The sequence below is a fragment of the Streptomyces dioscori genome (genome assembly GCF_003024195.1).
Taxonomy (GTDB): domain Bacteria; phylum Actinomycetota; class Actinomycetes; order Streptomycetales; family Streptomycetaceae; genus Streptomyces; species Streptomyces dioscori.
On sequence record NZ_KZ679048.1, the window covers coordinates 127,946 to 141,370 of the forward strand.

The 13,425-nt window shown below is 72.1% G+C and carries 8 protein-coding genes; all 8 read left to right on the forward strand.

The genetic code is table 11. The features are described from left to right. Nucleotides 1-184: 184 nt before the first annotated feature. The 8 genes from C6Y14_RS26430 (at nucleotide 185) to C6Y14_RS26465 (ending at nucleotide 13,414) form a co-directional block, all read left to right on the forward strand. Nucleotides 185-1,663, forward strand: coding sequence for a sugar transferase (locus C6Y14_RS26430; RefSeq protein WP_107019330.1), 1,479 nt, complete (start codon nucleotides 185-187; stop codon nucleotides 1,661-1,663). An 82-nt stretch (nucleotides 1,664-1,745) separates the two neighbouring features. Beyond that, complete coding sequence (locus C6Y14_RS26435) at nucleotides 1,746-3,062, forward strand: nucleotide sugar dehydrogenase (protein WP_107019331.1); 1,317 nt, start codon at nucleotides 1,746-1,748, stop codon at nucleotides 3,060-3,062. Next, nucleotides 3,052-4,332, forward strand: a complete 1,281-nt coding sequence (locus C6Y14_RS26440; RefSeq protein ID WP_107019332.1) for a glycosyltransferase family 4 protein — start codon at nucleotides 3,052-3,054, stop codon at nucleotides 4,330-4,332. The genes C6Y14_RS26435 and C6Y14_RS26440 overlap by 11 nt, the downstream gene beginning before the upstream one ends. Beyond that, the gene (locus C6Y14_RS26445) at nucleotides 4,329-5,696 is read left to right on the forward strand and encodes a Wzz/FepE/Etk N-terminal domain-containing protein (protein ID WP_107019333.1); all 1,368 of its coding nucleotides are present in this window, start codon (nucleotides 4,329-4,331) and stop codon (nucleotides 5,694-5,696) included. Before C6Y14_RS26440 ends, C6Y14_RS26445 begins: the two co-directional genes overlap by 4 nt. Then, nucleotides 5,693-7,222, forward strand: coding sequence for a Wzz/FepE/Etk N-terminal domain-containing protein (locus C6Y14_RS26450; protein WP_107019334.1), 1,530 nt, complete (start codon nucleotides 5,693-5,695; stop codon nucleotides 7,220-7,222). The genes C6Y14_RS26445 and C6Y14_RS26450 overlap by 4 nt, the downstream gene beginning before the upstream one ends. A 3-nt stretch (nucleotides 7,223-7,225) precedes the next feature. Continuing rightward, nucleotides 7,226-9,154, forward strand: coding sequence for an asparagine synthase (glutamine-hydrolyzing) (asnB, locus tag C6Y14_RS26455; protein WP_107019335.1), 1,929 nt, complete (start codon nucleotides 7,226-7,228; stop codon nucleotides 9,152-9,154). Between the two features lie 34 nt (nucleotides 9,155-9,188). After that, nucleotides 9,189-11,405: a bi-domain-containing oxidoreductase gene (locus C6Y14_RS26460; protein WP_107019336.1), complete on the forward strand. Its 2,217-nt coding sequence runs from the start codon at nucleotides 9,189-9,191 to the stop codon at nucleotides 11,403-11,405. After that, nucleotides 11,402-13,414 carry an alginate lyase family protein gene (locus C6Y14_RS26465; protein WP_107019337.1) on the forward strand — a complete coding sequence of 671 codons (2,013 nt, stop codon included), beginning with the start codon at nucleotides 11,402-11,404 and terminating at the stop codon, nucleotides 13,412-13,414. The genes C6Y14_RS26460 and C6Y14_RS26465 overlap by 4 nt, the downstream gene beginning before the upstream one ends. Nucleotides 13,415-13,425: the final 11 nt, after the last annotated feature.

Sequence of the window (13,425 nt, forward strand, 5' to 3'; positions counted from 1 at the left end):
AAGTACCACCCGCACAGCGGAATCGTCATGCGCGGGAGGCGGGGGCCTCCCGAGAAGTAGGGAACGGCGCGACACGGGGGGCGGGGCCTCCCGGGGGGAGGACCGGTGCGGGAGGCGGGGGCCTCCCGGGGGGAGGGGCGGTGTTAGGCGAACACGTCGAATCACTGGGGACCTGGGGGGTTCTGTGCAGCGGGGGGATCTAGTCAACCCTTTTCCGTCGGCACGCGGGCGGCTTGCGAACGAGGCGATCAGCCGGCCCGCGAGCGACTGGGAACAGCGCTACCGCCGTACCGTGATCATCACCGACACGGTGGCGACCGCCGTCGTGGTGGCGGGGATCGGCAACTTCTTTGGGGCCAGGGACGCGGCCAACTGGCATGAGAAATGGGTGATTCTCGCCTTCGGCACCGAACTGCTGGTGCTGGGAGCCCTCGCGGTGAGCCGGTCCTGGGCACCCGCCGTGCTCGGCCAGGGAGCCGAGGAGTTCCGCCGGCTCGGCCGCTCGCTCTTCACGGCCGCCGTCGTCCTGGCGCTCGGCGGGATCGCCCTGACCTCGCGCAACATCAAACTCTGGATCTTCGTCGCGATTCCCGCGATCGCGATCGTCACCATGATCGCGCGCTATCTGCTGCGCCTCAGGCTGCACAAACAGCGCAAGGAAGGACGCTGCCTGAGACCGGTGCTGGCCGCCGGGAGCCCGGAGACCGTGCGCGACCTGATCACCCGCGCCCGCAAGTTCCCGCACCTCGGCTGGCGGGTGGACGGGGTGTGCACGACCGACGGCCTCGCCCCCGACGGCGACCAGTTGGACGGAGTGCCGGTCGTCGGCCGGCTGGCGGACGTCGCGAACCACGTACGCCGCGACGGATACCGGGTCGTCGCCGTCACCCCGGACCCGCACTGGTCACCGGACCGGCTGCAGCGGCTGGCCTGGAACCTCGAAGGCAGCGACGCCGAAATGGTCGTGGCCCCCGTGCTGATGGAGGTGGCCGGCCCACGGCTGCACGTCGACGCCGTGCTCGGTATCCCGCTGCTGCGGGTCAGCATGCCGGCCTTCACCGGGGGCCGCCGGGCGGTCAAGGGCATCGTCGACCGGCTCGGCGCGGCGGTCCTGCTGCTGCTGTTCGCGCCGCTGATGCTGCTCGTCGGGCTGCTCGTGGCGCTGGAGAGCCGGGGCGGGGCGTTCTACCGCCAGCGAAGAGTCGGCAAGGACGGCCGCGAGTTCACCATCTACAAGTTCCGCACGATGGTCGCCGGCGCCGACCGGGCCCGTACCGCGCTGGCCGACCGCAACGAAGGCGCCGGTCTCATGTTCAAGCTCCGCCGGGATCCGCGGGTGACCCGGCTGGGAGCGGTACTGCGCCGGTACTCGATCGACGAACTGCCGCAGCTGGTCAACGTACTCACCGGATCGATGTCGCTAGTCGGCCCGAGACCCCCGCTGCCGGAGGAGTCCGCGGCGTACGGCCCGGACATCCGGCGGCGGCTGCTGGTGAAACCCGGACTCACCGGGCTGTGGCAGATCAGCGGGCGCAGTGACCTGCCGTGGGAGGAGGCGGTCCGCCTCGACCTGCGGTACGTCGAGGACTGGTCGCTCGCCCTGGACACGGTGATCTTGTGGAAGACGCTACGCGCGGTGCTCTACGGACACGGGGCGTACTGATGCGCGGGGGACTGCGGCGAGGGAAGCCGCCAGGCGCACGGACCGCAGGCCGGGAGGGCCTGCATGGGGGGAGAAACGGATCATGAAGGTCAGCGTTTTCGGGCTCGGCTACGTGGGCTGTGTATCAGCCGCGTGCCTGGCCAGCATGGGGCACGAGGTCATCGGGGTGGACGTCAACCAGGTCAAGGTCGACCTGGTCAACGACGGCAAGGCCCCGGTGGTGGAGGAACGTATCGGCGAGCTCATCGCCGATGTCGTACGGACCGGCGCCCTGAGAGCCACGGACGACGTCCGTGAGGCGATCATGGGCAGCGAGATCTCGCTGGTCTGCGTGGGCACGCCCTCGGAGGCCAACGGCAGCCTGTGCACCACCTATCTGGAGCGCGTTACCGAGGAGATCGGCGCCGCGCTCGCCGAGCGGGGCGGGCGGCACACCGTCGTGTTCCGCAGCACCATGCTCCCGGGCACCTGCCTGAACCTGCTCCTGCCGATCCTGGAGAAGTACGTCGGCGGCACGGCCGGGGTGGACGTCGGGGTCGCGGTCAACCCGGAGTTCCTGCGCGAGGGCACCAGCGTGCGGGACTTCTTCGACCCGCCCAAGACCGTCATCGGCGAACTCGACACCGCGAGCGGCGACGCGGTTCGGGCGCTGTACGACGGACTGCCCGGCGAGGTGTTCCGGGTACCGGTCCCGACGGCCGAGGCGATCAAGTACGCCGACAACGCCTTCCACGGCCTCAAGATCGGCTTCGCGAACGAACTGGGCGCCGTCTGCCAGGCGCTCGGCGTGGACTCGCACCAGGTCATCGACGTGTTCCTGGCCGACCGCAAGCTGAACATCAGCCCCGCCTATCTGCGGCCCGGCTTCGCCTTCGGCGGCTCCTGCCTGCCCAAGGACCTGCGCAGCCTGGTCCACGCGGCACAGCGGGCCGACGTCTCGGTGCCCATCCTGTCCCATGTACTGCCCTCCAACTCCGCCCATCTGCAACGCGCGGTGGAGATGGTCGAGCGCACCGGCAAACGCCGCGCCGGACTGTTCGGGCTGTCCTTCAAACCCGGCACCGACGACCTCCGTGAGAGCCCGCTCGTCGAACTGGCGGAACGTCTCTTCGGCAAGGGGTACGACCTGAAGATCTACGACGCCAACGTCAGCCTCTCCCGGCTGCTCGGCGCGAACCGCGAGTACATCGAGACCCGGCTGCCGCACCTCGCGCACCTCCTCGCGGACTCCGTCGAAGAGGTGCTCGACCACGCCGAGGTCTGCCTGGTCGGCACCCGCGATCCGGCCGTCCTGTCGGCACTGCCCCATGGCGAGGGCCCCGTGCTCATCGATCTCATCCACCTTCCCGACGCCGAGGCGCGCCGGACCGAACCGGGGTACATGGGCCTTGCTTGGTAACACATCGTCCGACGAGACGACCGGCACCGACAGGACCGGCCGGCGCGCGCTGATCCTCGTGGAGAACTTGTCGGTGCCCTTCGACCGGCGGGTCTGGCAGGAGTGCACGACACTGCGCGACGCGGGCTGGGAGGTCCACGTCATCTGCCCGCGGGGAAGCAAACGGGACACCGAACCGGAGACGGTGATCGACGGGGTGCGGATCCACCGCTACCCGCTGCGCGCCGCCACCGGCGGACCGGCCGGCTATCTGCGGGAGTACGGGGCGGCGCTGTGGCACACGCTCCGGCTGGCCCGCAAGGTCGGCCCGGTCGACGTGGTCCACGCCTGCAACCCGCCCGACCTGCTGTTCCTGCCCGCGCTGTGGATGAAGCGGCGCGGCGCGCGGTTCGTCTTCGACCAGCACGACCTGGTGCCCGAGCTGTACCTCTCCCGGTTCGACCGCGGCGAGGACCTGCTCTACCGCGGCGTGTGCGCGCTGGAACGGATGACCTACCGGGCCGCGGACATCGTGCTCGCCACGAACGAGAGCTACCGGGATGTCGCGGTCAGTCGCGGCGGACAGCGACCGGAGGACGTCTTCGTGGTGCGCAGCGCACCCCAGACCGACCGCTTCCAACCGGTACCGCCCGAGCCGGAACTCAAGCGCGGCAAGCCCCATCTGCTGTGCTACCTCGGCGTCATGGGCCCCCAGGACGGCGTCGACTACGCCCTGCGGGCCCTCGCGAAACTCCGCGACGACCTCGGCCGGACCGACTGGCACGCGGTGTTCGTCGGCTCGGGCGACGCCTTCGACGCCATGGTGGAGCTGTCCCGGGAACTCGGCCTCACCGAGCAGGTGCAGTTCACCGGACGCATCCCGGACGCCGACCTGGTGCGCTACCTGTCCACCGCGGACGTGTGCCTCTCGCCCGACCCGTGCAATCCGCTCAACGACGTGTCGACCATGAACAAGGTCCTGGAGTACATGGCCATGGGCCGGCCGATCGTCTCCTTCGACCTGCGCGAGGCACGCGTCTCCGCCGGTGACGCCGCCGTCTACGCGGCCGCCGACGACGAGGCCGAGTTCGCGAAGCTCGTCGCGCTGCTGCTGGACGATCCGGCGAAGCGCGCCGAGATGGGCAGGACCGGCCAGGAGCGGATCAGCGGACCGCTCTCCTGGCGGAACTCGCAGGCGGCACTGCTCGCCGCCTACACCGCTGCCTGCCGCGACCACACCCCGGTGTCGGCGGGCGGCCCCACCCGCACAGGGAGGAGGCCGCTCCGTTGAGCGACGACACGATACGCCTGGTCACGATCGGGCGGATTCTCCGCCGGCGCCGGCGGCTCCTCGCCCTCCTCGTGGTGGTGGGCGCGCTCGTCGGCTACGGCACCTCGGTGCTGTTCCCGCCGAAGTACACGGCCGTGGCATCGGTCCTGCTGCCGGGGCAGTGGGAGGAGCGCGAACTGCTGACCCAGGCGGAGATCGCGACCAGTTCGGTCGTGATCGACCGCGTGGCCGCCACGCTCCGCTGGCAGGGCGTCAGCGGCAGCGACCTGCGGGACCAGGTGAGCGCCGCCGCCGCCAACGGGAACATCATCAAGATCTCGGGCACGGCCGGCTCCCCGGAGCGCGCCCAGCGGCTCGCCGACCGGTCCGCCCAGCAGTTCGTCGCCTTCGCCGCGCGCGTCGCGGGTGACGGCACCGACTCCGACGCGGCCACGGGTCCCGAAGCCCTGCGCCAGCAGGTGGAGGAGACCAACCGCCGGATCACCGAGCTGTCCAAGGCCGCCGATCCGGGACAGACCGTGGAGAGCGTGCAGGCCCGCACCGCGCTCGCGAATCTGCGCACAGCGCTGGAAGAGGCCATGCAGAAACTGGACGAGGCCGACCCGGCGACCAGCAAGGCCGGCATGGTGGTGATGGGACCGGCGGCCCGGCCGACCGGCGAGGCGCCACCGACACGGGTGCAACTCGTCGTTGGCGGCGCGCTGCTGGCGTTCCTGCTCACCGTGATCGCCCATCTCGCCGCCGCCCGGATGAACCGCAGGCTGCGCACCGAACCGGAGATCGCCGCGGCACTGGGCTCGACGCTCCTCGGCACCGTCGACGTACCCGAGGAACGCCCCGCGCACGGGCAGCGGGACAGCGGCCGGCCGGCCCGGATCCGCCGGCTGCTCGGCGTCGACACCAGGTGGGACGACCCCGACCCGCAGAGTTACGGGGACGAGGCCGGCCGGCGGATCCGCTACCGGCGGGTGTGTGTGCGCCTGCGCAACCAGTTGCCGGCTCCCCGGCGGCTGCTCGTCGTCGTACCGGAAGGTGACGAAACCGCCCGCCGGGCCGCCGATCAGCTCGTCGCCGAGGCCAAGAGCGATCCGGTGCTGCGGGTCGTGGACGTCGCGGTGTCCCAGCCGATGGTCCCCGACCGCGACACCGAGTCCGGCGTCCTGGTCGTGCTCAGCGCGGGCAGCTGGACCGCGGGGGAGCTCGCGGCCGTCGCCGAGGCCTGCGCGGACGCCCGGCACGAGGTCGTCGGCATCGTCGTCGCCGGCACGGTCCGGGCCCGGCCGGCGAGTTCGGCGGACCGGCCCGAGGACAGCACCCCGCTGGCGCTCGCGGTTCCCGGCACCACCACGGGAGGTTCGGCATGACGACTGGTACGACCACGGAGCCGTCGGCCGCCACTCCACTGCTCGATCTGCACGCACTGGTCGTGGCGGTGCGCAGGCGCCGCCGCCTCTGGGGCTCCGTGGCACTCCTCGGGCTGCTGCTCGGCGCGGCCGTGGCCGTCCTGCTGCCGCCACCGCCGAGCGCGACGGCCAAGGTGCTGGTCGTGCACCAGGACGACCAGCCCAACGACACCGGAACACTGATCCGTACCGACGTCGCGCTGCTGGGCACCACACGGATCGCCGACAAGGCCCTGCAGGCCCTCAAGTCCCCGGAGAAACCCGAGGACTTCATGAAGGATTACCGGGGCACCGGCCTGACCAACAACCTGCTGCAGATCGATGTGACGGGCAAGACCGACGAGGAGGCGGTGGCCCGCGCCAAGGCGCTCGCCGAAGCCTTCGTCGCGGACCATGTGCGCCGGATGCGCGAAGCGGCGCAGGCCGAGGCCAAGGCCCTGCTCGACCAGCGCGACCGTATGCGGGACGAACTCACCGATGTCAACAACGCGATCGGGGACCGTTCACCGGAGAGCGACCCGCAGGCGTCGGCCGGCCTTGAGTCCCTCTTCGCCCGCCGGGCCCTGCTCAACTCGCGGATCGCCGACTTCGACCAGCGCGCCGCGGACGCGCGCACCGGCACCCCCAAGGTCATCGCGGGCACCCAGATCGTGGACGCCCCGCGTGCGGTCGAGCACTCCCTGCCCAGATCCGCCGCAACCAACGCCGTGATCGGCCTCGTCCTCGGGCTCGTCATCGGCCTCGGCCTGGCCGCGGTCGGCACGGTGGTGGCGGACCGGCCCGTACTGCGCAAGGAGATCACGGCGAACCTGGGCGCCTCCGTCGTCGCGGAACTGCGCGCGATACCCCGCTGGTCGGCAGGCCTGTGGCGGCCCCGCCGGACCCGCGCCGCCCGCGAACGCCTCACCGCGACCCTGGCCCGCGCGGTACGAGGCTCCGCGGAACCCGTGTCGCTGCTGGAACTGGGCTGTGCGCGCAGCACCGGCGTGATCGCCCTGAACGTCGCCAGAGCCCTGGCCGCGGAGGGCCCGGTCGTCGTCATCGACGGCCTGCCCGGACGGGAACTCGCCAACAGCCGCCAAGAGCCCGGCGGCCCCACCGTGGTCCGGGGCGAGGACGCGGCGGCCGTGCCGAAACAGGCACGCCGCCTCGGCGTCGGCTCGGTCGCCCCCGGCACCGCCTGGACCGATCTGCAGTACCTCGGCGGCCAGACCGTGCTCGTCGTACGCGCCGGACACGGCAGCGCCGCCTGGCTGCACACCGTGGCACGGCAACTCGCCGACCAGCGCATCCCGGTGATCGGCGTGGTGCTCATCGACCCCGATCCGCGCGACCGCACCGACGGCACGCTGTGGGACGGGCTGCACACCGCGCTGCGCGGCGCCCATGAGCGGCCGGCCCGGCAGCACGGGACCGGCCAGCCGCGGACGGAACGGCCCTCCATGACGGCCGCACGTGTCCCGTACAGCGACCAGGAGGCCAGGTAGATCATGTGTGGCATCGCAGGCACGTACCTGTGGCCGGACGGCAAGGCCGTGACCGACCGGCTCACCGATGTCCTCGCCCACCGCGGCCCCGACGGCGCGGGCCGCTACAGCCACTCCGCCGGTGACGGCGAAGTGCACCTCGGGCACCGCAGGCTGGCCATCATCGACCTGTCCGAGACCGGCGCCCAGCCGATGGTCTCCGACGGCCTCTCCCTCACGTACAACGGCGAGCTGTACAACGCACCCCAGCTGCGCACCGAACTGGAGTCCGCCGGGGTGCGGTTCCGCGGTACCTCCGACACCGAGGTGCTCCTTGAGGCCTGGCGCCGCTGGGGCACCGACTGCCTGCCCCGGCTGCGCGGCATGTTCGCCTTCGCCGTCTTCGACGAGCGGACAGGGGAACTGGTCCTCGCCCGCGACCAGCTCGGCATCAAGCCGCTGTTCCTGCTCCGGCGCGGCAAGGGCCTGATGTTCGCCTCCGAACTCAAGGCGCTCGCCGCCGTGACCGGCGGAACACTGGAGGTGGACCAGGCCGCCCTGGTGGCCTCCCTCCTCTACTACTGGGTGCCGGACTCGCGCTGCGCGTTCACCGAGGCGGAGAAACTCCCGCCGGGAAGCTGGCTGCGCTGCCGTCCCGACGGCCGGATCGAGCGCGGCCGGTACTGGAACCTCAAGGACGTCGCCGCCGAGGGCCAGGAGCGGGCCCGAAGCGGCGAAATCCCGGACCTGGCCGCCGTCGTCGAGGAGTCGACCCGGCAGCACCTGCTCTCCGACGTGCCCGTGGCGACCTTCCTCTCCGGCGGTCTCGACTCCAGCTATCTCACCGCGCTGGCGGCCCGCGACCGGCCCGGGATCTCCGCCTACACGATCGGATTCCGCGCCGAGGACGCCAAGTTCGAGGCGATGCCGGACGACCTGCGCTACGCCCGGCAGGTCGCCGGGCAGTTCGGCGTCGACCTCCACGAGATCGAGATCGCCCCGGACGTGCTCGACCTGCTGCCGCGGATGACCCACCACCTGGACGAGCCGATCGGCGACCCCGCCGCGATCAACACCTTCCTGATCTGCTCGGCCGCCCGCGAGGCCGGGGTCAAGGTGATGCTCTCGGGCATGGGCGCGGACGAACTGTTCGCCGGCTACCGCAAACACCTCGCCAACCTGCTCGCGCTGCGCTACCAGCGCGTCCCGCGGCCCCTGCGGCGCGGCCTGTCCGCGACGGTGGACCGCCTGCCGGTCGCCACCTCCCGCCGCGGCTTCCGGTCGGTGCGCTTCGCCAAGCGGTTCCTGTCCTTCGCCGACCTGCCGGAGGAGACCGCGTTCCGGCGCAGCTACACCATGTACGACCAGGACGAACTGCTCGCCCTGGTCAACCCTGACCTGGCCGGGACGGTCGACGACGTGCTGACCGAGCACGCGGACGTCTACGAGGACAACGAACTCGACGACTTCGTCAACCGCATGTGCCTGGGCGACGCCCGGATGTTCCTGCCGGGCCTCAACCTCGCCTACACCGACCGCTCCAGCATGGCCGCGTCCACCGAGGTGCGGGTGCCGTACGTGGACGTCGAGGTGGTCAAGGCGGCGTTCGCCTTCCCCGGCCACCGGAAGATCGCCGGACGGCAGAGCAAGGCGGTCCTCAAGGAGGCGGCCACCTCGGTCCTGCCCCGGGAGATCGTCTACCGGCCCAAGGGCCTGTTCAGCGCCCCGCTGCGGGCCTGGATGAGCCGGGACCTGGCACCCCTGGTGCGCGAGGTGGTGAACGACGGCGTGCTCGTCAGCTCCGGGATCCTGCGCCGCGACGCGCTGGCCCGCATGGTCGCCGAGGACGCCGCGGGGCAGCGGGACTTCTCCAAGCACCTGTGGCATGTCCTGACCCTGGAGTACTGGTACCGCGACGCGACCTCCGGCTCCGACCGGAGCCAGGCGGCATGACGGCACGACGGCGTAGAAATCAAGAGGAGCTCGGGTGAAACAGGTTGTGCAGAACTACAAGGGCGGCGAACTGGCGCTGCTCGACGTGCCCGTGCCGGGGTGCAAGCCCGGCGGCGTGCTGGTCCGCAGCGCCTTCTCGCTGATCTCCACCGGCACCGAGCTCATGAAGGTGTCCGAGGCCGGTATGTCGATGGTGGGCAAGGCCCGCTCCCGGCCGGACCAGGTGGCCAAGGTCATGCAGAGCGTGGCCACCAACGGCGTGCCCGCCACCTACCGCAAGGTGATGGGCAAGCTGGACTCGTACACCCCGCTCGGCTACTCGCTGTGCGGGGTGGTCGAGCAGGTCGGCCCCGGGACCGACGACGTGAAGGTCGGCGACCTCGTGGCCTGCGCGGGCAACGAGCACGCGCTGCACGCCGAGCTGAACTGGGTGCCGAAGAACCTCTACACCCCGGTCCCGGACGGTCTCGCGCCACGGCACGCGGCCTTCGGCACCGTCGGGTCGATCGCCATGCAGGGCGTCCGGCAGGGCGAGCCGCAGCTCGGCGAGGTGGCCCTGGTCATCGGCCTCGGTCTGATCGGTCAGCTGGTGGCGCAGCTCCTCACCGCCTCGGGCGTACGTGTCGTCGGGGCCGACCCCGACCCGGCGCGCTGCGAACTCGCCGAACGCCTCGGCGCCGCGGCCTGCGGCGACCCCGGGTCCGCGGCCGTGGAAGCGGCCGTCGCCGAACTCACCGACGGCCACGGCGTGGACCAGGTGTATCTGGCGGCGGGCGGCGGCAGCAACCAGCCCGTCGAACTGGCCGCCCGGCTCTGCCGCGACCGCGGCCGGGTCGTCGACATCGGCAAGTGCCGTCTTGACCTGCCCTGGAACGCGTACTACGAGAAGGAACTCGACGTCCGCTTCTCGCGCAGCTACGGCCCCGGGCGCTACGACCCGGCGTACGAGCTGGAGGGACGCGACTACCCGATCGGCTATGTGCGCTGGACCGAGCGCCGCAACCTGGCGTGCTTCCTCGACCTCGCCGCCCGTGGCCGCGTCGACGTGGAGCCCCTGATCTCGCACGTCGCCGACTTCGACGACGCCGTCGAGACGTACCAGCGCCTCAAGGACGGCGAGTTGAAGGCCGTCGCCGTGCTGTTCCGCTACCCCGGCCGCACCGAGGACCCGGCCGAAGGCGCCGCGGAGACCCCCGCGCCCTCGGTGACCGTGCCCGAGGTGCGACGCGGTGGGAAGCCGCCCGCCCCGCCCCGGTCGGCCCACGCGCCCGTGCGGGTCGCGTTCGCCGGCGCCGGGAACTACGCGACGTCGATGCTGCTGCCGCACCTGGCACAGCGCGACGGCGTCGAACTGTCCACGGTCGTCACCACGACGGCCCTCTCGGCGGCCAACGCCAAGCGGAAGTTCGGCTTCGAGGAGGCGAGCACCGACCTCGACGCCATGCTCGACGACAAGTCCGTCGACGCGGTGTTCGTCGTCACCCGGCACAGCTCGCACGCCGAACTCACCCGCAGGGCGCTCCTCGCGGGCAAGGCCGTGTTCGTGGAGAAGCCCCTCGCGCTCTCCGAGGACGAGCTGGCCGGGGTGCTCGCGGCGGTGGAGGAGTCCGGCAACGACCGGCTGCAGGTCGGCTTCAACCGCCGCTTCGCCCCGCTGCTCCAGGAGGCCAAGGAGAAGTTCGGCGCCCGGACCGGCCCGGCGAGCCTGCGCTACCTGGTCAACGCGGGCCGCCTGCAGCACGGCAGCTGGTACCTCCAGCAGGGCACCGAGGGCTCCCGGTTCGCAGGTGAGGGCGGCCACTTCATCGACACGGCGAGCTGGCTCCTCGACGCGGACCCGGTCTCGGTGTACGCCACCGCCGCGCCCGGCAACGAGGACCTGAACGTGGTGCTGCGCTACCCCGACGGGTCCACCGCCACCATCAGTTACGTCACCACGGGCGCGGCCGGCTTCCCCAAGGAGACCCTGGACCTCGTCGCTGACGGCAAGGTGCTGCGGCTCGACGACTTCGTCCGTGCCTCCGTGTACTCCGACGGAGGGACCGGCCGCAAGCGGTGGGTCAGTTCGCGGCTGCCCAAGGCCCGGGACAAGGGGCAGAACGCCGAACTGGCCGCGTTCATCAGGGCCGTGCGGACCGGCGGGCCCATGCCGGTGCCGCTGGAGTCGCTGGTCGCCACCACTGCGGCCACCCTCGCCGTGCCGTCCGGACTGGCCGGCGGCGTGCCGGTGACGTTGACGGGGGCCCGATGACCGTGAGCACCACCGCGGGCTGGTATCTGCGGCGACTGTCCCGGATGGGACCGCTGGAGGTCGCCGGCCGGGCGGGCGACACGGTACGCAGACGGCGGTGGCGGGCGGCACAGCCCGACGCGCCGAGCGTGACCGGCGCCCGGTTCACCGCGGCACTGCCCGCCGGGGCGGTCGCCGCGATACCCCCGGACGCCGCGAAACGCCTCCTCGCCGAGGCGGACCGGCTGATGGACGGCCACGCCGAGTTCTTCGGGGTGGTCCGCGACGACCTGGCCGACCCGGACTGGTGGTACGACCCGAAGACCGGGCGACGGGCCCCGGGGGGCTACGCCTTCGACGTGCCGTACCGCAGCGAGGACGCGGCCGGGGACATCAAGCAGATCTGGGAGCCGTCCCGGCACCAGTACCTCACCGTGCTCGCCGCCGCCTACGCGATCACCGGGAACGAGCAGTACGCCGAGCGCGTGGCCGCACATCTGCGGTCGTGGTGGACGGTCAACCCGCCGCTGCAGGGCGTGCACTGGATCAGCGGTATCGAGCTGGGCATCCGGCTGCTGTCCTGGGTGTGGATCCGCCGGCTCCTCGACGGCTGGCAGGGCGCGGCCGGGCTGTTCGAGGACAACGCGGTGGCGCGCAACCAGATCTGGCACCACCAGCGCTGGCTCGCCGCCTTCCCCAGCCGGGGCTCGTCGGCGAACAACCACATCATCGCCGAGGCCGCCGGACAGTTCGCGGCGGCCTGCGCGTTCGACTGGTTCCCCTCCTCCGCCCGGTGGCGCGCCGACGCGCTGCGCTCCCTCGACCGGCACCTGCGCGCCAACACCTTCCTGTCCGGCCTCAATCGCGAGCTGGCCAGCGAGTACCACGGACTCGTCCTGGAGCTCGGTCTGGCCGCGCTGGCCGAGGCGGACGCCGCCGACGTACCCGTCCCCGCGACGGTCCGCCTGGTGCTGCTGCGGATGACCGACGCGCTCGCCGCCGTCGTGGACGACCGGCTGCGGCCACCGCGCCAGGGGGACGCGGACGACGGACACGGTCTGGTCGTGGACGGCACGGGCACCGACCGCTGGGCCTCGCTCCTGGCCACCGGCGACGCCGTGTTCGGCCGGCTCGACTGGTGGCCGGAGGTGACCGGCACCGACGTACGCACCCCGTTGCTGGCCGCGCTCGTCCGCCCGTCCACGAAGGCGCGGCCGAACCCGGAGAACGAGCCGTCCCCGCCCGACGGGACCCCGGCGACTGTGACCCGCCCGGTAACCCGCCCGGCAACCCGCCCGGCCCACTTCGCCGACGCCGGGCTCACCGTCCTCCGGGGCCCGGACGGGATCTGGTGCCGCTGTGACGGCGGACCGCACGGCTTCCTGTCCATCGCCGCGCACGCACACGCGGACGCGCTGTCCGTGGAGGTCCGGCACGACGGGGTGGACGTCCTCGCCGACCCGGGGACGTTCTGTTACCACGGGCAGCCCGAGTGGCGGCAGTACTTCCGCTCCACCCTCGGCCACAACACCCTGGAACTGGACGGCACCGACCAGTCCGTCTCCGGCGGCCCGTTCCTGTGGACCCGGCACGCCCGCACCCGCGTCCTCGACGCGCGCACCTCCGACGAGGGCGTCTCCCGCTGGTGCGCCGAACACGACGGCTACCAGGACTCGGTGCACCGCCGCCGGGTGGAACTGGACGCCGACACAGCGGAGTTGCGTGTGATCGACGAGGTACGGGGCCCGCGCCGGGCCGCGCGCCTCGCCTTCCACCTCGGCCCGGCGGTCACCGCGGACCTGACGGGGGAGAGGGCCGTACTCACCTGGACGCGCGACGGCGAGCACCGCACCGCCGTCCTCGAACTGCCCGGAGAGCTGAACTGGCGGGCGCACCGCGGCGAGAGCGACCCGCCGCTCGGCTGGTACTCGGCGGGCTTCGGACGCAAGGAGCCCGCCACCACGCTCGTCGGCACCGGCTTCGCCGACAGCGCGCGACAGTTCACGACCGTACTCAGGTTCCGCGACTAGGGAGGGGAGGA